This is a genomic window from Stenotrophomonas sp., from assembly GCF_032099025.1.
In the GTDB taxonomy this organism is placed as follows: Bacteria; Pseudomonadota; Gammaproteobacteria; order Xanthomonadales; family Xanthomonadaceae; genus Stenotrophomonas.
Genome location: NZ_DAMCID010000012.1, coordinates 310 through 22,932 on the forward strand (window position 1 = coordinate 310; position 22,623 = coordinate 22,932).

15 protein-coding genes and 2 tRNA genes (1 of these 17 only partly in view) are annotated in these 22,623 nt (G+C 65.4%); 8 read left to right on the plus strand and 9 right to left on the minus strand.

The window, feature by feature from the left end:
• The 5 genes from RT456_RS10195 to RT456_RS10215 form a co-directional block, all read right to left on the minus strand.
• Nucleotides 1-55: transfer RNA gene (locus RT456_RS10195), tRNA-Pro, on the minus strand; it reaches 122 nt to the left of the window's first position.
• Nucleotides 56-193: 138 nt separating this feature from the next.
• A tRNA-Pro gene (locus RT456_RS10200) sits at nt 194-270 on the minus strand.
• Between the two features lie 125 nt (nt 271-395).
• Complete coding sequence (cydX, locus tag RT456_RS10205) at nt 396-515, minus strand: cytochrome bd-I oxidase subunit CydX (protein WP_313345980.1); 120 nt, start codon at nt 513-515, stop codon at nt 396-398.
• Between the two features lie 64 nt (nt 516-579).
• Nucleotides 580-1,734: a cytochrome d ubiquinol oxidase subunit II gene (gene cydB, locus RT456_RS10210; protein ID WP_313345983.1), complete on the minus strand. Its 1,155-nt coding sequence runs from the start codon at nt 1,732-1,734 to the stop codon at nt 580-582.
• Between the two features lie 15 nt (nt 1,735-1,749).
• Complete coding sequence (locus RT456_RS10215) at nt 1,750-3,339, minus strand: cytochrome ubiquinol oxidase subunit I (RefSeq protein ID WP_313345985.1); 1,590 nt, start codon at nt 3,337-3,339, stop codon at nt 1,750-1,752.
• A gap of 227 nt (nt 3,340-3,566) precedes the next feature.
• Between RT456_RS10215 and cydD the strand changes: the two genes are divergently transcribed.
• The 5 genes from cydD to RT456_RS10240 all read left to right on the plus strand — a co-directional run bounded on the left by cydD (nt 3,567) and on the right by RT456_RS10240 (nt 9,037).
• Nucleotides 3,567-5,297, plus strand: coding sequence for a thiol reductant ABC exporter subunit CydD (gene cydD, locus RT456_RS10220; RefSeq protein WP_313345987.1), 1,731 nt, complete (start codon nt 3,567-3,569; stop codon nt 5,295-5,297).
• On the plus strand, nt 5,294-6,970 hold the full coding sequence (cydC, locus tag RT456_RS10225) for a thiol reductant ABC exporter subunit CydC (protein ID WP_313345990.1): 1,677 nt from the start codon (nt 5,294-5,296) through the stop codon (nt 6,968-6,970). The genes cydD and cydC overlap by 4 nt, the downstream gene beginning before the upstream one ends.
• 267 nt (nt 6,971-7,237) lie before the next feature.
• Entirely contained in the window at nt 7,238-7,564 is a 327-nt protein-coding gene (locus RT456_RS10230) for a SymE family type I addiction module toxin (protein WP_313345993.1), read from the plus strand.
• Nucleotides 7,565-7,788: 224 nt separating this feature from the next.
• The gene (locus tag RT456_RS10235; RefSeq protein ID WP_313345996.1) at nt 7,789-8,349 is read left to right on the plus strand and encodes a hypothetical protein; all 561 of its coding nucleotides are present in this window, start codon (nt 7,789-7,791) and stop codon (nt 8,347-8,349) included.
• A gap of 304 nt (nt 8,350-8,653) precedes the next feature.
• Nucleotides 8,654-9,037 (plus strand): hypothetical protein, encoded by a 384-nt coding sequence (locus RT456_RS10240; RefSeq protein WP_313345998.1) that lies wholly within the window; start codon nt 8,654-8,656, stop codon nt 9,035-9,037.
• Between the two features lie 327 nt (nt 9,038-9,364).
• Here RT456_RS10240 and RT456_RS10245 read toward each other — a convergent pair whose 3' ends face one another.
• Nucleotides 9,365-9,625 (minus strand): hypothetical protein, encoded by a 261-nt coding sequence (locus tag RT456_RS10245; RefSeq protein ID WP_313346001.1) that lies wholly within the window; start codon nt 9,623-9,625, stop codon nt 9,365-9,367.
• Nucleotides 9,622-18,333, minus strand: coding sequence for a glucoamylase family protein (locus RT456_RS10250; protein WP_313346004.1), 8,712 nt, complete (start codon nt 18,331-18,333; stop codon nt 9,622-9,624). The genes RT456_RS10245 and RT456_RS10250 overlap by 4 nt, the downstream gene beginning before the upstream one ends.
• A gap of 217 nt (nt 18,334-18,550) precedes the next feature.
• Between RT456_RS10250 and RT456_RS10255 the strand changes: the two genes are divergently transcribed.
• Together RT456_RS10255 and RT456_RS10260 are read left to right on the plus strand one after the other, a co-directional pair.
• The gene (locus tag RT456_RS10255) at nt 18,551-18,796 is read left to right on the plus strand and encodes a SymE family type I addiction module toxin (protein WP_313346007.1); all 246 of its coding nucleotides are present in this window, start codon (nt 18,551-18,553) and stop codon (nt 18,794-18,796) included.
• Between the two features lie 252 nt (nt 18,797-19,048).
• Nucleotides 19,049-19,447, plus strand: coding sequence for a hypothetical protein (locus RT456_RS10260; protein WP_313346010.1), 399 nt, complete (start codon nt 19,049-19,051; stop codon nt 19,445-19,447).
• Between the two features lie 125 nt (nt 19,448-19,572).
• Here the strand turns inward: RT456_RS10260 and RT456_RS10265 are convergent, their stop codons facing one another.
• Nucleotides 19,573-19,740 (minus strand): hypothetical protein, encoded by a 168-nt coding sequence (locus tag RT456_RS10265; RefSeq protein ID WP_313346013.1) that lies wholly within the window; start codon nt 19,738-19,740, stop codon nt 19,573-19,575.
• Between the two features lie 823 nt (nt 19,741-20,563).
• Nucleotides 20,564-21,358, minus strand: a complete 795-nt coding sequence (locus tag RT456_RS10270) for a hypothetical protein (protein ID WP_313346016.1) — start codon at nt 21,356-21,358, stop codon at nt 20,564-20,566.
• Between the two features lie 594 nt (nt 21,359-21,952).
• Here RT456_RS10270 and RT456_RS10275 point away from each other — a divergent pair.
• Nucleotides 21,953-22,603, plus strand: a complete 651-nt coding sequence (locus tag RT456_RS10275) for a DUF1629 domain-containing protein (protein WP_313346019.1) — start codon at nt 21,953-21,955, stop codon at nt 22,601-22,603.
• Nucleotides 22,604-22,623: the final 20 nt, after the last annotated feature.

Genomic DNA, 22,623 nt, shown 5'->3' on the forward strand with positions numbered 1-22,623 from the left:
ACCTGCGACCTCTACGTCCCGAACGTAGCGCTCTACCAGACTGAGCTACACCCCGTAAGGAGCCGCCTATTGTATCGATCCCGCCCTTCGGCGGCAAGGGGGACCGTGTTGTTCACCTTCGGTGCCGTGTTGCCACGGCCTTGACAAAAAAGCCTGGAAATCGCGTTTCCAGGCTTCAATGCGACCACCTGAGTGGTCGGGGAGACAGGATTCGAACCTGCGACCTCTACGTCCCGAACGTAGCGCTCTACCAGACTGAGCTACACCCCGAAGGAGCCGACAAGGATACGGTGTGAAGGTGGTATCGGCAACCCTTTTTTACGATTGGAGCAGCCGATTGACAGAGGAGCAGCCGACTAACAGTCGGCTCTACCCGTCGGCTCTACCCGTCGGGTCTACCGAGGGGGAACGTCGTCTGGGACGTTTCCCGCCTCGCGCGCTTCGAACCACATGCCGTTGAGGATGGCGGCGGCCGAGGCCAGTCCGGTGCCGAGGATCCAGGCGAAATACCACATGGCTTTTCTCCAAATGTAGGTGCCGCCCGTAGGCCGGCACACAATTAACGGTCGGTACGCCCCATCAATAGGCGTTCGGGTTGTCAGCCATGTCTTCGGCCGTGGTCTTGCCGCGCATCACCCGGTATACCCAGCTGGTGTAGGCCAGAACGATCGGCAGGAAGATCACCGTGGCGACCAACATGATGAACAGCGTGAGCTGGCTCGACGAGGCGTCCCACACGGTCAGGCTGCCGCTGGGCTGGCTGGAGGAGGGCAGCAGGAACGGGAAGATCGCAAAGCCTACCGTCAGGATGATGCCGGCGATCGACGCCCCTGACGCCAGGAACGCGGCCAACCCCCGGCGAGCGCGCAGCAGCACCGCACTGGCCAGTGCACCGCCCAGGCCCAGCAGCGGGAACACCAGGGTGAGCGGCATGCTGCTGTAGTTGCGCAGCCAGCCACCGGCCACCGCGCCAATTTCGGCGGTCTTCAGCAGCGGGTTGGTCGGGCCGTCGGTCACCACCTGCGAGGTGATCTGGTACCCCGGCAGGCCGAAGGCCACCCACGCGCCACCCACCGCGAACAGCACCAGGCTGAGCAGCGCAGCCACGCTGCCATAGCGGGCCGCGCGATCGGCAACCGCACCGTCGGTCTTGAGCACCAGCATGGCCGCGCCGTGCGACACCATCATCGACACACCCACCAGGCCGGCCAGCAGCGCGAACGGGGTGAGCAGGCCGAAGAACGAACCGGTGTAGAAGATGCGCATGCTGTCATCGAAGTGGTACGGCACGCCCAGCAGCACGTTGCCCACCGCCACGCTGGAAATCAGCGCCGGCAGCAGCCCGCCCACGAACAGTACCCAGTCCCACGTGGTGCGCCAGCGCTTGCTCGGCATCTTGCTGCGGTACTTGAAGCCTACCGGGCGCAGGATCAGGCCGAACAGCATGGCGAAGATCGCCAGATAAAAGCCCGAGAAGCTCACCGCATACAGCGGCGGCCAGGCGGCGAAGATCGCACCGCCACCCAGCACCAGCCACACCTGGTTGCCTTCCCACACCGGGCCCACGGTGTTGATCACCGTGCGGCGTTCGTCATCGGTTTTTGCCACGAACGGGAGCAGCACGCCCACGCCCAGGTCGAAGCCGTCCATCACGGCCCAGCCCACCAGCAGGATGCCCAGCAGCAGCCACCAGATCAGGCGCAGCGTGGTGTAATCAAGTCCAAGAATTTCCATCGGGGTTCTCCTGCCTTATGCCTGACCGGGAGCCGGTACGGCGGCATTGTGGGGAAGCGGCGTGCGCGAGGGCTGCAGCGACGGAAGGATGTCGGCCGGACCCGTGCGGATCGCCTTGAGCATCAGCTTGACCTCGATCACCAGCAGCACCGTATAGGTGGCCGTGAACACCGCCAGCGTGGTCAGGATTTCATGCAGGGCCAGGCCCGATGCTGCGTAGAAAGTGGGCAGCACGCCATCCACCGCCCACGGCTGGCGGCCGTACTCGGCCACGAACCAGCCGCATTCGATCGCAATCCACGGCGCCGGCATCGACCACACCGCCAACCGCAGGAACCAGCGCTTCTCATGGAAGTTGTTGCGGCAGGAGAAGTAGAAGGCCAGCGCGAAGAACGCGATCAGGTAGAAGCCCAGCCCGGCCATGATGCGGAAGGTCCAGAACAGTGGCGCCACACGCGGCACCGTATCCATCGCGGCCTTGGAAATTTCTTCCGGCGTGGCGTTGAGGATGTCGTCGCGGTAACGCTTCAGCAGCAGCCCGTGGCCCAGGTCCTGCCAGTGGCGGTCGAACATCTCGCGCGCCTCGACATCGTTCTTGTCCTTGCGCACGCGCTCCAGCGCACCGTAGGCCAGCTGCCCGCCCTTGATGCGGTGTTCGGCGCGGTCCACCAGTTCCAGGATGCCCGGAATCGGCTGGTCCAGCGAACGGGTGGCGATCAGGCCCATCAGGTACGGGATCTTGATCGCGAAGTCGTTGGTCTGGGTCTGCTGGTTGGGAATGCCGAAGGCGGTGAAGTCGGCCGGGGCACGCTCGGTTTCCCACATCGCCTCGATCGCGGCCAGCTTCATCTTCTGGTGTTCGCTGGCGGCATAGCCGCTCTCATCGCCCAGCACCACCACCGACAACGACGACAGCAGCCCGAACGCCGCCGCCACCGCGAACGAACGGCGTGCCATGTCCTTGTGCTTGTCGCGCAGCAGGTAGAACGCGCTGATGCCCATCACGAAGATCGCGCCGGTCACATAGCCCGCGCTGACCGTGTGCACGAACTTGGCCTGCGCCACCGGGTTGAACAGCACCGCGGCGAAGTCCACCACTTCCATGCGCATCGTTTCGGGGTTGAACACCGCACCGGTCGGGTTCTGCATCCAGCCGTTGGCGATCAGGATCCACACCGCCGACAGGTTGGTGCCCAGCGCCATGAACCAGGTCACCGCCAGGTGCTTGACCGGGCTCAGCCGCTTCCAGCCGAAGAAGAACAGGCCGATCAGCGTGGCTTCCAGGAAGAACGCCATCAGCCCTTCGATGGCCAGCGGCGCACCGAAGATATCGCCCACGTAGTGGCTGTAGTACGACCAGTTCATGCCGAACTGGAACTCCATCACCAGGCCGGTGGCCACGCCGATGGCGAAGTTGATGCCGAACAGCGTGCCCCAGAACAGGGTCATCTGGCGCCAGACCGGCTTGCGGGTCATGACGTACACGCTTTCCATGATGGCCACCAGGAACGAGAGGCCAAGCGTGAGGGGGACGAAAAGGAAGTGGTACATCGCGGTCAAAGCGAATTGCAGCCGCGACAGTTCTACGACTGTCGAATCGATCATGGCCTGGCTACCTCGTTGGGGGTTTTGCCGTTTCAGGTGGCGGGAAGGGGGTCTACGGGGTGAATTCTGTGACCGGCAACTTCAAACAGCCTTGATTGAGATCAATGTCTTAACGGAATCCCGGGGTGATCGTAGGCATCCTTGTCCTGCGACCGCGCGCCGCACCGGAAGGATGGCCGGCGCCCATTACAATGGTCGGCACCTCCCTGTGGCGCCAGTGAACCGCTTTGAGCATACCCCCCGACGCGTCCGCCATCGAGACCTCCGCCCTGCGCCGCCAGCGCCTCAGCTGGCTGAATGGGCTTGCCACCGCCGCGCGGGGGCGCCAGAGGATGGCGGCGTTGTGCATCTGCGCGTCCGGAGGGCTGTTGATCGTGCAGGCGGCGGCCATCGCCTGGCTGATCCAGGCCGTATTGGTCGAACACCGCCCGCTGGCCGATGCCACCCCGGTGCTGCTGGGGCTGCTGCTGGTGCTGGGCGTGCGCGCCCTGCTGGGCAGTGCCACCCAGGCGGCGGCGGGCGATGTGGCCGACACCGCGCGGTTGACCCTGCGCGAGCGTGTCTATCGTGGCCTGCTCGGGCGTGGCCCCTTGTGGTTGCGCCAGCAGCGCAGCGGTGAGCTGGGCGAACTGATGCTGGCCCACGCCGATGCGGTGGAAAGTTACTACGCCGGCTACCAGCCGGTGCGGGTGGAAGTGGTGGTGGTGCCGCTGCTCATCCTGCTGGCGGTGGCCTGGGTGGACTGGGTGGTGGCGCTGATCCTGCTGTTCACCGCACCGCTGGTGCCGTTCTTCATGATGCTGGTGGGCTGGGGCGCCGAAGCCGCCGGCCGCGCGCAGCTGGGCGAGCTGGCCCGCATGAGCGGCCACTTCGCTGACCGCATCAAGGGCCTGGGCCTGCTGCGCCTGTACGGCCGTGGCGAGGCAGAGCTGGAAGGCGTGGCCGCCGCGGCCGAGGGCGTGCGCGAGCGCACCATGAAAGTGCTGCGCATCGCCTTCCTGTCCTCCACCGTGCTGGAATTCTTCGCCTCGGTCAGCGTGGCCATGGTGGCGCTGTACCTGGGCTTGAGTTACCTCGGCCTGATGTCGCTGCACGCACAGGTGCCCACGCTGGGTGCGGGTATGTTCTGCCTGCTGCTGGCGCCGGAGTTCTACGCACCGCTGCGGCGACTGGCCGCGCATTACCACGACCGCGCCAATGCACTGGGCGCCGCTGCAGAGGTCGAGCGGCTGCTCGGCGAGCTGCCGGCTGCGGCCGACAACGGTGCCGCCGCCGCGCCGCCGCCACGCGCGCCGGAACTGCTGGAAGCGCACGCGCCGCCGGTGGTGGTGCGCGACCTGGTGCTGCGCCCGCTGGGTGCGTCACACGATGTGGTGCAGCAGCTCTCGTTCCAGATCGACGCGGGCCAACGGCTCGCGCTGGTGGGGCCCAGCGGCAGCGGCAAGAGCACGCTGCTGGAAGCGTTGGCCGGCTGGTTGCCGCCGCGCTCGGGCAGCATCGTGCTGCGCCCCGGGCTGGAAGTGGGCTACGCGGGGCAGCGCCCGTATCTGTTCCACGGCACCATTGCCGACAACCTGCGCCTGGCCGATCCCGGTGCCAGCGACGCGCGCCTGCGCGCCGTAGCCGAGGCCGCGCAGGTGATGCGCTTTGCCGGGCACCTGCCGCAGGGGCTGGACACCGTGATCGGCGAGCGGGGGTTTGGTCTTTCCGGCGGCGAGGCGCGCCGCATCGGCTTGGCGCGGTTGCTGCTGCGCGACCCGCAGGTGCTGCTGCTCGATGAGCCCACCGCCTTCCTCGACCCGGACACCGAGGCGGCCTTGCTGCAGACCCTCGCCGCGTTCGCACGCGACCGCGCGGTGGTCATCGCCACCCACAGCGAGACGGCCATGCGCTGGGCCGATACGCGCCTGACGCTCAGCGCCAGTGGACATGCACAGCCTGCAGGAGAGCCCGCATGAGCCTGCCGCGCGAAGACAGCCTGCGCAGTGTGTTTACCCGCCACCGCGGCCGCCTGCTGCTCACCGTGCTGCTGCTGTGGACCACCATGTTGGCCGGCACCGCATTGCTGGGCCTGTCCGGCGGCTTCCTCACCGCCGCCGCGCTGGCCGGCGCGGCCGGGCTGGGCAGTGGCTTCAACTTCTTCTCGCCCTCGGCGGGCATCCGCGGCCTGACCATGGCGCGCATCGTCTCGCGCTATTTCGAAAAACTGGTGGGCCACGACGTCACCCTGCGCATCGCCCGCGACCTGCGCGTGTGGTTCTTCCGCCGCGCGCTGCCGCTGGCCCCGGCGCGGTTGGCCGGTATTCGCACCGGCGAACTGCTGGCGCGGTTGATGTCGGACATCGGCGAAGTGGACGGGCTGCTGGTGCGTGCCATCGGCCCGTTGCTGGCACTGGCCGGCATCTCGCTGGTGGCGGTGGGGTCGGCGGCGCTGATCCATCCGCCGGCGGCGCTGCTGCTGGCAGTGTTGGCGCTGCTGATCGGGCTGGGGGTGCCGTGGCTTACCGTGCGCGGTGCCGGCGGCCAGGAGCGCGACCGCGCGCTGCATCGCGGCCAACTGCGCACGCAGGCGTTTGAAGGGCTGGAGGGCGCGGCTGATCTCACTGCACTGCAGGCGCGCGAACACTGGAACCTGCGCGTGCTGGTGGCGGCCAAGCAGCTGCGCTCACGCGACCGGCGCCGTCGCTGGCGGCTGGTGGCCGGCAACGCGCTGCATGGGGTGTGCGCGGCGGCCGGGCTGGTCGCCATGCTGTGGGTGGCGCTGCATGGGTTCGAGCGCGGTGCCATCGATGCCGCACAGGCGGCGGCGCTGGTGTTCCTCACCGTGGCGTTGCTGGAACTGTGGGCCGGCATTGGTCTGGCATGGCAGTCGTGGTTGTCGGGGCGCGTCGCGGCCGGGCGGCTGGAAGCCATCGTTGACCAACCGGCGGGCGTGCAGGAAACCAGCGCGCCGGTGGCATTACCCGCTCAGGCCGCAACGCTGCGGTTGGAGCAGGTCGGCTTTCGTTGGCCGGGGCAGGCACGCGCGCTGCTGGATGGCGTAGCGCTGACGCTTGAACCCGGCGAGCGCATCGCCATCCGGGGCGACAGCGGCAGTGGCAAGACCACGCTGTCATCGCTGCTGCTGCGGCTGTGGGACCCGGACAGTGGCCGCCTGCTGTACGGCGGGCAGGACATCCGCAGCCTGGCGCAGGCGGACTGGCACCGGCAGATCGCCTGGTTGCCGCAACATGCGCCGGTGTTCGCCGGCAGCGTTGCCGACAACCTGCGGCTGGGTGACCCGCAGGCCAGTGACGAAACGCTGTGGCAGGTGCTGGCCGACGTGCGCCTGCGCGAGTGGGCAGAGCGGATTGGCGGATTGAAGGCATGGGTAGGCGAAAACGGTGCGACGATGTCGGCCGGTCAGGCGCGAAGGCTGGCGTTGGCGCGCGCGCTCTTGCGCGGCGCACCCCTTCTGTTGCTGGATGAGCCAACAGAAGGGCTGGACGTGGACACCGCGCATGCGTTGCTGCATGACATGGTGGCTGCGCTGGGGGGGCGCAGCCTGGTGATGATTACGCATGATCAGCTGCCTGAAGGCATCGTGCATCGCAGCTACAGGCTGCATGACGGCAGCTTGCAACCGGCGTGACCGATTACGACACCATCGTAGGCAACGCTAACTAATCCGTCGCAATCAACTGAGACAAACGATTTCCATCGCTCGCTGATATCTCGCAAGGTATCCATCGGAGCCTGAGAATTCCGACAGAGATACACTGCGTTGCACGTCCTGCGTCGGGAGGGTGGTGAAATACAACACCCTTGTGGAAATACGCCGCGCCCGGATCTCTGTTCGGTTCTCAGCCTCCCGACTCCCTCTCCATCCGGCGAGGGAGACTTCCATCGGAGGTCTACCATGCACAGCAACCGCCCTGATGCGCCATCGTCTGAACCCCGCAAACAAGCACTGAATCGCTATCCGCCCAACAGCCTGCGCGTCGATACCCTGTACTACCCTGGCTATCCAGCCGAGCCCGGCGACATATCCGTTCCGTGCCTAAAGCTACGCGGCCTCTGGATGCAGGCGGCCGGCTTCGAGATCGGCGCGCGCATCATGCTGGACGTGAAACCCGGTGCAATCCTGCTTACCGTAGATACACCGCCCGCATCGGCGATGCCGAAGATCAGGAAGATGGGACGTCTGCAGTTGGCGCGCCTACAGCAGGCGCAGGCGACCACATAGCACCGAGTCTTTCTCGTAGCCGGCGAATCGTCGTGATCACCTGCGCGAACAGTCTGTGGCGCGACTATCGATGTCCGCTTCTGGCCGGAAGTGGACGTCTGAATCGGACGGATAGATGAGCCTCTTAATGCCCGTCAACAGGAACTCTGCTAACAACTCATTCAAACCGATGCCGCTTCGCGGCGCGGCTTAATTCTGGCGTTGGGCTTCAATGGAGGATTCCCATGTTTAGCTGGTTCAAACCGAAAGCTGCACCTCCACAGCCGGCGAACGTTAGTCCGAGCCTGGATGGCGTGTCTTGGTTCCAAGACATCTTGACGAAGGTTGAGAGCTTCTGGGCTGTGAATCCAATCGAGCCGTCAAAGCGCTCGTCCTTCCTCTTGAACTACCTTCGTAGCGCCATCGAGGCTGGGGACAAGGATCGCGTCTATCTCGCTTTGGAGGTTGCTCTCCAGTCGGAAGACACGGAAACAGCGGCCTGCGTCTGCGAAATGCTTCTTGTGCGTGAGCACGACCGTCACCAAGAACTTGTGCGAGAGCTCCAGCTAATGGCAGAGCCGTCCGCTGTCCCATATCTCGTTAAAGCGCTCAATTCAAATCTAGGCCACATGGCCGAGTACAACGGATCCGGTTCCGGCGTGGTGGCAAAATGGTTCAGCCACGCGCTCTTCGACATCGGCACCCCAGAAGCCATTGAGGCGCTAAAGGCACTCTCAGCTCACTCGGACACTGAGGTTCGTGACGAGATGGCCTACCGCCTGACCAAACTAGAGGGCTCAAATTGAGGCCCAACAAGTGGTTCCAGTGGGACTTCCCCGCCTTCGGCTCGGATACCACTGAACCCGGGCGTTGAACGTCCGCTACTGGCCGATAGCGGTCCCCCGAAGCAGGTTTTTGGTGACCGCCCCTCCATTCGTCGTGTCTGCTAAGCCTCCGTCTGTTCTGCAATGAGCCCTCGGCCAGCATCCTATCCGGGAAGTTCTCATCGTTCCTTGTGTTCTTCGCGCCACCTTAATGCTTGCGGGAGCAAAGTTTTTCTCAGTCTCGGGGGAGACATCCATCCACTGCTTTTATCGTTGGGATGGACGCATGCAGAGCTTAGAGAAAGAAGTTTTTCAACGCTGGCAGCAAGATCCCGGCTTTCGCAGGCAAGCCTTGAGAGATGCCATTCAATGGCAGATGAGGCTCCTGCCTGCGTATCCGGGCATTGGAGACCAGCCGGTCGCGATTTGCGCGCTGGGGTACAGATGGTTCGATACCCCAGTCGAGGCAATGGCAGACGCCATTCATCGCGCCGGGTATGTTGAGCCCGACCTGGACTGCACGCTCGAAGGCCTAGAATGGGATATTCGCCATGGTCTTGGTGGGCTCTGGTGTGTACCGGGTCGACCTTGGGCGAAGGCGCTCGTGGTGGTGGAGTTCATTACCAGAACCCGACAGAAACATCTGCGCAGTCGCGTCTCCCATTCGTAGCAGACGTACCAGTGCCCGCGGCCCGGCGATACCATGCCGACATCAGCGCCGAGGACAGGGCGGTATGGCTGCCGTGGTGTGCGCCGGGCACGGTGGGTGCGTACCGCACGAAGGCGCCGACCAATGCGGGTGGCCGAGCGTATCGGATTCCGAAAGAGGCCGTAGCGGCGGACATCCGCAAGGCGCCGACGCTGCAGTACGAGGTCGTGGACAGGGGTAGGGCGCTGTATGTCTCGCAGCAGCGCAGCGAATGTGACACCTCTCGCGGTCTACCTGCTGGCATGACAACGCGCAGCCACGCATGGCGTGGCGTTGCGCCCAGCGCCATCACGCGCCTGGACTCCCCGGCGGCAGGCTGCCGTCACGTTCGTGCCAGCCTGGGAGCTCCAGCGCGTGGCGTTTGAGCATCGCCGTTATGTGCGCGCGGGCGTCATCCCTTTCCGTGAGCGGGCAGTGGTCCACGATCTCTGCCGCCAACGTTTCAAACTGCGGCCAGAACTGCGCCGGATGGCGCGTGTGCGCCAACCAGTGCGTCAGCATTGCGTCCAGCGCATCCAGCTCTGCCGCCATGTCCGAGCCCACGCTCATGCCGTGGGCGCCACCAGGTCGAGCGCCACCCGGTAGTGATGACCATCGTCGCGAAGCAGGACGGTGAGGTCTGGCTGCAACGTGCCATCCACGTGCAGCGTAGGCTGCCCCTGCGCACTCCGGGTCACCTCGAACTCGTAGCGGCTGCGGCCGAAGCGGTAGCTCAATTCGAATGACGGCCAGTGATCCGGCAGGCAAGGTGCAAGCGACAGCCGGTCGCCTTCCCGACGTATGCCGAGCAGGGATTCGACCAGCAGGCGATACATCCAACCGGCCGAACCGGTGTACCAGGTCCAGCCGCCTCGCCCCACGTGCGGAGACACGGCGTATACATCGGCGGCCAACACATAGGGTTCGACGCGGTAGGTCTGTACCGCCTCCGGGTCCAGCGCGTGGTTGAGCGGGTTGATCATGCTGGCCAGCTCCCAGGCACGCGGCGCATCGCCCTGCTGTGCGAATGCCATGGCCGCCCACACGGCCGCGTGGGTGTACTGGCCGCCATTCTCGCGCACGCCCGGCACGTAACCGCGAATGTAACCCGGGTCCTCCGTGGTCCTGTCGAAGGGCGGATCGAGCAGCTGGATCAGCTTGGCGTCCTTTCGCACCAGATGCGTGTAGAGCGAATCCAGTGCCTGCCGGGCACGCTCGGGCGCGGCAACGCCGGACAGCACCGACCAGCTCTGGGAAATGGAGTCGATGCGGCATTCCTCGCTCTGTGCCGATCCCAGCGGGGTGCCGTTGTCGAACCACGCGCGGCGATACCATTCGCCGTCCCACGCATGCTGTTCCAGGTTCCGGCGCAGGGTGTCGGCCTGCTCCTGGCACCAGTGCGCACGGTGTTCATCGCCACGCGCGTTGGCCAGCACGATGAAGCGGCGAAGCGTGTCATGCAGGAAGAAGCCGAGCCACACACTTTCACCGCGCTGCTGGTCGCCAACGCGGTTCATGCCGTCGTTCCAGTCGCCGCTGCCCATCAGCGGCAGGCCGCGCTCGCCGAGCAAGCGGCACCCGCGCTCCAGCGCGAGGACGCAGTGCGCATACAGCGTGCCGCGCAGTGCCGAAGGCGTGGGCATGTCGTAATAGCCTTCCTCCTCGGGTGTCACCGCGCGTCCCTCGATGAAGCCCACCAGTTCGTCCAGGACGCTGGTGTCGCCGGTGACCTCCAGGTAGCGGCATGCCCCCTGGGGCAACCAGAGATAATCGTCCGAGCAGCGGGTGCGCACGCCGCGACCTTGCGGCGGGTGCCACCAGTGCATCACATCGCCTTCGGCGAACTGGTGTGCAGCGCAGAGCAGCAGGTGTTCGCGGGCCAGGTCCGGGCGCGCGTGTACGAGAGCGAGTGCGTCCTGCAGCTGGTCGCGGAAGCCGAACGCGCCGCCTGACTGATAGTAGCCACTGCGCGCCAGGTAGCGGCAGCCCAGGGTCTGGTAGACCAGCCAGCCATTGGCAAGGGCGTCCAGCGCTGGATCGGGCGTACGCACCTGCACCGTGGCCAAGACATGGCGCCAGTGGATGCGTACGGCGTCCAGCGCATCGTTTGCCTCATGAGCGCCTTGGCGGCCCCGTACCAGCGCAAGCGTTTCCTCGCGGTCGCGGCCCGCGCCCAGCCGGAACGTGGTTTCACTGCGCTCGCCCGGGGCCAGCGCCAGCGGCACCTGGAGCGCCGCGCACGGATCCAGGCCCGCACCGGCGCGTCCATCCAGGCGTTCGCGGCGCAACGCCGCCGGTGCGTGCAGGCTGCCGTTGCGGCCCATGAACTCCAAGCGGTCACAGGTCCAGCCGCAGCCCTCGGCATCGGTATCGAAGAAAGCCATCCGGCTGCCGAACTCGGCGCTGTAACTGTTGCGGGCGAGCAGCGCGCCGGTCTGCGGGTCGCGTTCGGTGACCACATGCATACGCGACTTCGCGCGCAGGTCACCCATGACCCATTCAACGTAACCGATGGCCGACAACCGCCGCGGCCTGCCCGACAGGTTGTGCAGGCGCAGGACCGAGAATTTCAGCGGCGCGTCGACGTCGACGAACACCCACAACTCGCTGACGATGCCGTCTTCGATATGTTCGTAGACCGTGTAGCCGAATCCATGCCGCGTACGGTACGCGCCGGTGCCCCGGCGAGGCAGCGGCATCGGCGACCAGACACGGCCGGTGTCCTCATCGCGCACGTAGAAGGCTTCGCCACCCGTGTCGGACACCGGATCATTCAGCCAGGGCGTCAGGCGGAATTCGTGTGCATTCTCGAACCAGGTGTAGCCCGGCGCACTCTCGCTGACCACCGTGCCCAGGCGGGCGTTCGCGATCACGTTGGCCCAGGGCGCCGGCGTTTCGGCACCGTCGCGGATCACCACCACGTATTCGCGGCCGTCCTCGCTGAAGCTGCCGGTACCGTTGTCGAAGTGGCCGGCGCCGCGGTACGGAAGGAACGGCCATGGGTCGTCCACGTCTTCGTCGTGCTCCGGGCCCGGGGGCAGCCCGGGCTCGGGTCCCGGCTCGGCCACCACAGGCAGTCCAGGCGTCTCCTCCATCGACAGTGCCAGGTCGTCCTGCACCGCCGGCGGCACCAGCGCCGGGATCTTGCGTGCGGGCGGGAGCTGGCGCCCGACCTGCGCGGCCAGCGTGCCGTCCTCGTCGCTGATCACCACCCGTGCGACCGCCTGCAACAGGATGCGGTCTTCGTGGGTCATGTTCTGCACCGGCCGCACGAAAATGCCGCCGGGGCGATCGAGCAGGCCCGTCTCCGAACTGGCGGCCACCATCCCCAGGATCTGGTCCTGCAGTTCCTGCCGATAGCCGGCCTTGCTGTCGTTCCAGATGACCAGGTCGGTATTGAGTCCCTTCTGGCGCCAGTAGGCATGCGCCTGCACCAGTTGCCTCACCAGCTCCACGTTCTCCGCGTCGGTGACCTTGAGCAGGACGATGGGCAGGTCGCCCGAGATGGCGTGGCCCCACAGCCCGGATTGTCCGCGCTGGTTCTGCTGGAGCACGGTGGTGCCGGCACGCAGCAGCGGACCGGCATACAGCACGTGGCTGGCCAGGCGCTCATAGAGCGAGGCCTCGGCCTGGGTTGCATTGATCTGCCGGCGCACGACCTGGCTGTGCGTCCAGGCCAGGTCGAAGACGCGATCGGCCAGGCGGCGATCACGGTATTTGTCCACCATCGACTCGCAACCGGGGCGGTCGGCGCCGATGCCAAAGACCATGTCCAGCTGCACGGTCTGTTCGGGCTCCAGCACCACGCGCACGCGGATGGCCACGATCGGGTCGAGCACTGAGCCGTCCGTGCCGGAGAGGTCGGTATCGGTGGTCAACGCCTGCGGCGTCCGTGGCGTATTGCCTCGGCCCAGGAAGCGCGCCCGGTCGGTTTCGTAGGAGATGGCCACCAGCTCCGCGTCATGTACCGCGACCAGATGGAACATCCACGGCGGTACCTCGTCGTGCGACCGTGGCCGGCGCGTGCACAGCACGGCCTGCTTGGCCGCCAGGATCTCGCTCTGCACGAACAGGTTGCTGAAGGCCGGATGCGCATCGTCGGCCGCGGCCGGTGCCAACACCACTTCGGCATAGGTGGTGATCTCCACCGTGCGGGCCCGGCGGCTGCGGTTGGTCAGGCGCAGGCGCCTGAGCTCGATGTCGTCCTCGGCGGAGATGGCCACCTGCAGGTGGCTCTCGCAGCCGCGGTGTGCACCGCGGAACTCCGCCTTGGCGTCAGAGAAGATCGCCTCGTAATTGTCCACCGTCACGCAGGTGGGCTGGTAGGCGGCAGACCAGAAGTCGCCGCTGTCCATGTCCCGCAGGTAGCAGAACGACCCCCACGCATCGGTGGTGCCATCCTCGCGCCAGCGGGTGAGCGACAGATCGCCGTGGCGGCTGTAGCCGCCGCCGGCATGGGTGAGCATGCCGTGGTAGCGCCCGTTGGAGAGCAGCTGCACTTCCGGGCGCGGGCCACCCGGGTTGCGCAGCACGCGCAGCGACGTCTCGTGCTGGGCCATGGAGGAGTGCTCCCCCAGCGCCTCGACCTCATGGGGATGGAAGACGCCGATGCGCGGGATGCGCTCCTGCAGCAGCAGCAAGGTGGCCTGGAACTCGACATCGGCCACGAAGCGCCGCTGCATCGGCTGGTCGCGCAACAGGTAATCCAGCGACAGCAGCCCCATGCCCTGGTGGTGGGCCATGAACGAACGCAACAGCACGTGGTCCTGCCCCGGCGGTACCCGCGCGGGGGTGTAGTCGATTGCCTCGTACATGCCGAAGCGCCCGGAGAACCCCAGTCCTTCCAGGGCCTGGAGGTTCTGGCACGCCGCTTCCGGCGCCACCATCAGCGCCATCATGCTGGCATAGGGCGCGATGACCCGATCCTGGCCCAAGCCGCGCTTGAGACCCAATCCCGGCACGCCGAACGCCCGGTACTGGTAGTTCAGGCGCGCATCGACCGCGTTGTAACCGGATTCGGAGACGCCCCACGGCAGGTTCAGGGCACGACCGTAGACGATCTGTGCCTCCACCGCGTGCCGCGCGGTCTGGTCCAGCAGCGTGTCCGGGTAGCTGGGCATCACCAGCTGCGGCATGAGGTACTCGAACATCGAGCCACTCCATGACAACAGCGTAGGCGTGCCGTTGACCTCGGTGAGCAGCCGACCGAGCGCGAACCAGCTTTCCTGGGACAACTGCCCCTGGGCGACGGCCACGAAGGCGCACAGCCGCGCTTCGGAGGCCAGCAGGTCGTAGAAGCTGTTGTCGAGGCGGTGGTCGTCTACGTTGTAGCCGATCGAAAGCAGGTTGCGGGTACGGTAGAAGAGGAACCCGTATTCCATCAGCGAGAACTGCCCGGCGCGGTGCGCCAGGTTCTGCAGGTGCTCGATGCGTGCGCGCGCGTCCGCACCGGCCGTACCGGGCAGGGCGGCCAACTGGCGCAGGCTGGGCACCGGCGCATCGGCGACCGCGCTGGCATCGGCAGGGAGGTCGGCGAGCACCGCAACGGCGGCATGGCATTCGGCCGCGAACAGGGCCGGCCAGTGCAGCTCACCGTCCTCAGGCGTTTCCGGTGCGGGCCACTGCGCCAGCACGGCGTCGGCCAGGCCGACCAGCGCCTGCAACCGGGTGAGCGACTGCGCCGTTCCCTGGGGGCGGTCGGCAAGCGTTGACAGCAGCTGCTGGCGAAGCTGGTTCAGTGCTTCGCCCAGGGGGCCATCACCCGGGCGATGGCGCTGCCGTTCCTCGTCCAGCACGCCGAGCGTATCGGCCAGGCCGTCGAACGTGTGCGGTGCCAGCACCGGCGCGTCCACCAGCGCGAGCAGGCCTTGGCGCAGCGTAAGCAGGTGGCCGGCAAGGTTGCCGCTGTCCACGGTGGAGACGTAGCGCGGCGGCAGCGGTGCCAGGGTTTCAGTGTCGTACCAGTTCAGGAAGTGGCCGCGATGGCGCGGCAGCTGGTCCAGCGTGTCGAACGTGAGCGCCGTGCGTTCGGCTACCTCGCCCTGCTGGAGATAGCCGAAATCCCACGCAGACAGATTGGCCAGCAGGGAGAGGCCGATGTTCGTCGGCGACGTGCGCCGCGCGACCACCAGCGTCGGATGCTCCTGGATGTTGTCCGGCGGCAGCCAATGATCCTGCTCGCGCACCCAGGCCTGGAAGAACGACCACGTGCGCCGCGCCAACCGGCCCAGGAACGCCCGCTGGGTTACCGATAGTTCCGCCACGCTCGCGGCGGGCGGCCGGCCCAGCCACGCCATCAACGCAGGCGCGAAGGTCCACGCCAACAACACGGGCAGGGCGATCGGCAGCGCCTGCGGGCGCAGGCTGGCCACCACCGCCACCAGCGCGAGCGCCAGCAGCGACGCCGGCGCCATCACCCGCCATTCCGCGCCGCGGTCGCCGCCGAGACGGCGCTCCACTTCGCTGGACGGGTTCCATTGCAGCAGGTGACGCCGCGTAATGGCCATGCGCCAGAGCGTGCGCAGCACCGCGCCACCGGCCAGCAGCGCTTCGTAGGGCAGGCAGGCAATCTGGGTGGCCGCGCGCAGCAACGACTGCAACGTGCCGCGCCCGACCTTGATGTAGTGCGCTTCCAGTGGCGTGTCGTCCGGAACGCTCAGCGCGTCGCGCAGCATGCCGATCAGTGGCGGTGCGAACCACAGCGCCAGCACCCATGCGGTCCATGCAGCCGGGTTCTCGGCATGCAGCCAACCCGTCACCAACAGGACAAGGGCCGCGATGGGCACCAGGCTGCGGCGCAGGTTGTCCAGCAGCTTGCCGCGCGACAGCACGCTGAGCCGGTTGCGTTCCCAGCCCGATCCCGGGCGCGGTGTCCACGGCAACAACCAGGGCAGCAGCTGCCAGTCGCCCCGGATCCAGCGCGCACGGCGCTTGGCGTCGGCGGCGTAGCGTTCGGGGTAGTCCTCGTACAGGCGCACGTCGCTGACCAGCCCTGCGCGGGCATAGCAGCCTTCCAGCAGGTCGTGGCTGAGGATGCGGTTCTCGGGCAGGCGGCCCTCGAGTGCATGCTCGAACGCTTCCACGTCATAGATGCCCTTGCCCACGAACGAGCCTTCGTCGAACAGATCCTGGTACACGTCCGAGACCATGCGCGTATACGGATCGATGCCGGGCTCGCTGCCGAACATCCGGGCAAAGCGCGAGGTGCGGCGCCGGCCCAGGCTGGTGCCCACGCTGGGCTGCAGGATGCCGTAGCCCTCCACCACGCGTTGCAGCGTGGGATCGAAGCGCGGGCGGTTGAGCGGGTGGGCCAGGGTGGCGACGAACGCACGTGCCGCGTCGCGCGGCAGCTGCGTATCCGAGTCCAGGGTGATGACGTAGCGGGCGCCGACCAGGGCAGCCGTATCACCGACCATGCGCATGAACGCGGCCGCATCGCCGTGGCGGAGCAGGGCATTGAGCGCGGCCAGCTTGCCGCGCTTGCGCTCGTGGCCCATCCACACCCCTTCGCCCGGGTTCCACTGGCGGGGGCGGTGCAGCAGGTAGAAGCGATCGCCGCGCTCGGACGCGTAACGGTGGTTCAGTGCCTCGATACGTTCAACGGCGTGCGCAAGCAGGGCATCATCTGTCGGCGCCGTGGCGTCTGCGGCGTCAAGGAAATCGGTCAGCAGCACGAAGCGCAGCTGCGGATCGCGGTTGGCCAGGAAGCGGACTTCCAGCGCTTCGACCAGCACGTCGATGCCGTCGGCGCTGGACAGCATCGACGGCACCGCAACCACGGTGGCGCAGGCGTCCGGGATACCTTCGCTGAAATCCAGCTTGGGCAGCGGCCTGGGCGTGACCAGCACCGTCGCGGTCCAGTTCACCAGCACGATGCCCAGCTCACTGAACACCAGCAGCCCGAGCAGCGCGCCCAGCCAGACGGGCACCGCGCCAATGCCGGTGGCCAACAGGCCACCGGTGGCCAGCACCGCCAGCAGCGTGATCGGCAGCAGGTACAGCGCAAGCGGCACGCGATGCGCCAAACGCCGCGCCTTGCGGTGGCGCGGTGCCGCCTTGGCCACTGCATCCACGGTGGCGTGCATGCCTTCGCCGACGAGCCAGTAGCCCACGTGCGTGCGTGGGCCCTCAGGCGGCGTGGCCGCCCGTGCCAGGTCCAGCGCGATGGTCGCCACCTGCTCCTCCGCGATGCGGCTGCCGCGCGCGATCTTCTCCACCACGTGGCGATAGGCGTCGCGGGTGCCGAAATCCATCTGCGCATATACGGCCATGGGGTCTTCCCGCAGCCGCTGCTCCACCACACTCATATCTTCGACAAACGTGCGCCAATCCATGGTGGAGAGAAAGCGCAGGCTGCCGATACTGTTGCCGATGGAGACCTGGTCGGCCGCTTGTTGCTGCCCCTCGGCGGCGACCAGTTCGTCAATGCGCTGCCCAGCCGCTGCCGCCCACTGTTCCAGCCAGGCGACGGGCATGGCCCACGCACCGCCACGCCCCTGCAGCGAGCGCGTCAGCTCGGCGATGAACGCGCCGGTCAAGGGCGGCGCGGAACGCGCCATGTCGGCCACCACCAGCACCACATCGGTGGGGGTGTCGGACGCCGCGCGATTGAGGTCGTCGGCCCATTGCGACGCCAGGCGGCGATCTTCCCCATCGCGCATCACCCGCGCCGCCATGCGCCGCAGGTTTTCCAGCAGTGCCAGGCGCAGCATGATGGGCACGGCCCACAGTTCGCCCAGGCTCAGCGGCGCCAGTGACTGGTACGACGCGATGAAGCGGCCCAGCGTATCGCCGTCGATGCGCCCATCGCCGTGCGCGATGGCCTGCATCGACAATTCATACACACGCGGCAACCCGGCCGAGGGGCCGGACGCGAGTGACGGCAGCTGCCGGCTGTAGCCACGCGGCAGGTGGCGCCGCGCGGTCTGGATCTGTTCTTCAATCAGGTAGTAGTTGTCGAGCAGCCATTCCCCGGCCGGCGTCACCGGGCGCTGTTCGCGCACCACACTGCTGAGCAGCGTGTTGGCGTCTTCCAGCACACGCTCGTTGGCCTGCAACCGATCGAGCAGGCGCTCCGGGCTGGGCCGCGTCCGCACGCGGTGCTGGCGCGCAAGCGCGCGGCCGTACACCTCCATCTGTTCAACGCTGTACAGCGCCGCACGCAGCGGGCCCTCCGTGGCCTCAATGGCCGGGGCCGAGGCCTGGCGCTCACGCCAGCGCCAACGCAGGAGACGACGCAGGCGAAGCCAACGACCAAAAAGACGACGAAGGTGGGGCATAGGGTACCGGGGGGGGGGCAGGTCGCGTCCTCATCCTTGCATTTGGGGTACCGGGAACGTTGTGAAGGCCGGGTTCAGCCCCAAGCCACCGGCCTGAATACGACGGGAGTAGAGCGGACTGTTAGTCCGCTGCTCTACGCCTGGATAACCTTGTAGAGAGGCGCATTACGACACCATCTCTCCATCCGGCGAGGGAGACTTCCATCGGAGGTCTACCATGCACAGCAACCGGCCTGAAGCGCCGTCCCCCGAACGCCGCAAGCAAACCCTGCACCGCTACCCGCCCAACAGCCTGCGCGTCGATACCCTGTATTACCCCGGCTGCCCAGCCGAACCCGACGACATCTGCATCCCATGCGTAAAGCTGCGCGGCCTATGGATGCAGGCGGCGGGCTTTGAGATAGGCGCGCGCGTGAAGCTGGACGTCAAACCCGGCTGCATCCTCCTTACTGTGCAGGAGTAACCCGCAGCAGACGCCCCCAAGGTGAGAAAGATGGGGCGTCTCCAACTGGCGCGGCTGCAGGCGCAGCAGGCAGTGCAGGCCCCGTAAGCTCGCGGGCGCAATGTTAATGTGAGCTTTCGGCCGGAAGCCAGCGTAGCTAATAGAACCGTCCTACCTACGGCCCAATATGGCTATATCATGTAGCGGCGCACTGGAATGAGCCATGGGGTTGTTCGGCTCGAGACGTGGGATTTCACAACCTGGAGGTGAATAATGAAAGCTCTAGCTTCGTTTCTCTCAATCTGTTGCGTTTCTTTTGCTACATCTGCAGCGACTCCAGAAATAGTTCAATTCACGGGAGTGCTGCTGCAGGACGCTTTGGGTCCTGTTGCAATTGATCTTCAGCTTCCGTCCAAAGACGCCGCAACTCTTCAATTGTCCAGCGGCTTCAATCTGGAGCTGACAACGCCCGGCAACCCGGCCAGTAAAGATGGCGCCCGCATAAGACTGGTCTCCTCCAACGGGGAGGTTTTGCACACGGCCAACGTCTCTGATCCTGGCCTCGCCTCCGTTTCATTTGCCTACCAGATCTGCGCAGGTAGCGTCACTTTCATGAGTCCAGTGCCATCGCCTTTGCCTGCATGCAAGGTGTCAGCCACAACGAGACGTTGAAGCAAAGACTGTCTTCAGACTGGCCAAGTCTTCTTGTGCGAACGACCGCTTGTGGCCGTAAGCGGACGTTGACCAAAGATCGTCAGGAAAGGCCACCCAGTGGCGGACGGGCCCATCTACGTCGCTCAGACTTCGGACGCGCGAAGCTGGGCAATGGCCGGAACCTGCTGGCCCAGCCACCAGCGTGGCTCCGCGCTTCCATCGCTGACGGTGCCGTCCCGCTGCACGTATTGAGGTACATCGCAACCGGCTTCGCTCAACTCACGGGAAGCACGACTCAGTGACTGGTCCATGATCTTTAGCTTTTGGTAGACCGCTTCGTACTAATAACCACCTCCGCCTAAGCCATAGTTTATGGCTGCGAGGTGTCTACGGAACCCTGGGCGATTCATAACCCAAGGCTAACCAACGCACCAGTTGCCATCAAGCTGACGCCTCACGCGATCAAACATACTGCATGTGATGCCATGAAGCAGTGACTTGCTAGCAGCGCCCACGCCAGCGTGCCGATCAAAAAGCCAATGCCGATCCAGTCCGATTACGGGCCGCTGTGCAATATTCGCGTAGACCTGAGCGCAGACATTCCAAGCTCGCTGCGCTGGCATGTGAAACCATCTCAGAGAAGCAGCAAGCTATACGGAGCGATTCTTCCAATCGGCATTACGATCATGAGATTGCATCCGCCGGGAAAAGTCCCTGTGCCTATAGCTGCTTTCGCCAACCCGAACGCGTTATAGCCGTTGAAGACCGGCCCGCCACTGTCGCCACCAGCGCAAGCCAGATTCGGGCCTTCAACACATGTCCAGAAGCCTGACGGGCACGTCGCCTGGTCTTCATTTGGACAGACCCCCGGAAACGTGTATTCAACAGAGGTCACAATGCCGCAGCTTCGTCCTGTAGTGCGCCCCATGTGGCACACACTTCTGCCAACGGTATGAGTGGGTCTATAGATCACCACGTTGGAGCAGTCAGTAAATGAAACACAGTAAGCGGAAGTTACGGGCTGTCCTGGCGGGAATGTATGCCACTGGAAGTCCACAATGCCGCCCCATGCCTCCATGACCATCTCGGTTGGGGCAATAACTGTAGGCAAGATTTCTGGTGGCACTGGGTAGTTTACGTCGCATCGTTGAAGCAGTGCCCTGCGGTCAGAACTCCTCTGACACCCGTGATCGCGTGTTTTACTGCAAAGCCGGCGGTGCAGAACTGTCCCGCTCCGCCCGATAGTTGCCTCCCACCCCCCACGTTTGGTAGCGCTCGTGCTGAAGCCCCTGGCTGATCAGCCGGCTTGGGAGCAGCAGGCGGCGACATCAAGTCTTGAGGCGCAGGCATGAACCTGAACTCCACCGGGAAGCCCATCATTCTTTCAATGTCTGCGCGTTCCGTTTCGTAAGCGCGCTTGGAAGCCGGGGACGACGCGATGTCCAGGACGATCTTCCCAGTAGTCTCATCCACCCATGCGCCGTGGAGTTCCGGGATTGTACTGCGAAGATTCGGACCAGCTTCGGAAAGAGCAGCGGCCAACTGTTTGGTAGTGGCGGCTGCTCCGGTTATGAACTTGACTGACACGGCACCAGCATCTGTCTGGATCTTCCTGTCCGGTACGTGCCCGGAACCAGCAAGGCGCACCACGATATGCTGCGCGGGCAAGCGCGCCCAGAAGAGTCCTGCAAGCCGAGCCGCGAACTCTTCTCTCAATGCGCTGATCTGCGGATCAGCCAAATCTTCTCTTGCCAAAGCCAGTCTTGCTTCTTCGGCGCTGAGACCGGTTTCCTGCGCATACGTCTTCACCTCTATCGAAGACAGAGATGCCTCATGCTCAAGGTAAGCGGACCGGTGGGCAGGCTCGGCCGCCACGTTGGCCGCCAGTAGAAGCGATATCGAGAGTAGTAGCAGTGCTCCGTTTCTCATTACGCTTCCTTGTAGTCAACATCTTGCAGACGAACTGGCGGTACCAGTTAGCGCCGCCAGCCGCCAGCCGCCAGCCGCCAGCCGCCAGCGCTGGAAATCTCGGGCGAAAGGAATGCACCTGGACCATCTGATCCCAGTGTTGGCAGCCGGAAGAGAGAACGGCTGTCGTGGCAGCGAATGAGGTTTGGACTGCGTGTCATGCGTTCATCAGTACCACTCGTCCATGAGGAAGGCTGACCGTAACACTGAGATGATTTTCGACTTGTGATCATGCTCCCGAATCGGGACGTTTCCGACGTCGTTCGATAGGGGGCCGAGTCGAGCCGCTAGTCAGCTTCGGCGAATCAGGCATTCTTCTGAGCGCCACAGAGATAGGTGAGTCGCCCAGGGGACTCTGAACAGCTACTGCTCATCTGTTTGTCCGCATTTGGCCGAAAGCGGCCGCACGACATTTCGCTCGAGGTGCCGGACAAGTTGACTGGGATTCGCGCGGGAATGCTGGTCTTCATGCCAGCCTTGTCCGCAAAGCCCGCCCAAGCTACGATCAGCCGGCCCAAGCTTACTGTTCTATCCCCGCATCCATGATGGAAGCCCATGAACGAGCAGACTGCCACCCCAGTTTCGGTTGACACGGAGTCCCACCAGGGCGAGTTCTACTTTCTGGAACCCAGCCGCTGGAGCGACGGCATCGGGCACGGCCTGCAATTTGCCAACGAAGCGGCGCTCTGCCGCCCGGGTATGCGCACGGTCGATCCGCCCAACGGCGACCCTGCCCAATACCCCGAGCGCCCCCATCTGGTGCACGTACCGGCCGAAGGCGGGCTGCCGCGCGATTTCGAGGTATACGCCAGCATCTGGATTGTTTCGCAGGCGTTGAAAGACGTGTTCGATGCGGTGGACCCGCAGGGCTTCGCGTTCGCCCCGTGTGACTTCACGTTGGCCGACGGCACTGCAGGACCGCAGTACTACCTGTGCAATGTGATTCGCGAGCTGGATGCGCTCGACGCGCCGGCCTCGCGGGTAAAGGTCAGGGTGGAGCACGACTTCATCACCGAACAGGACGTGCAGTTCTACAGTATTGCCGGCGGTGCCTCGCTGGTGTTCAAGAAAGCGGTGGTGGGCGGCGCGCACATATTCCGCCAGCCCAACAGCGGGTTCGACCCTATCTGCGACCGGGTGATGTTCGACGCGCTCAACCACGCCGAGTTGGACGGTGTACGACTGCGGGACGCTTCAGCGCTGTAAGCCACCCACCCCTGAAATGG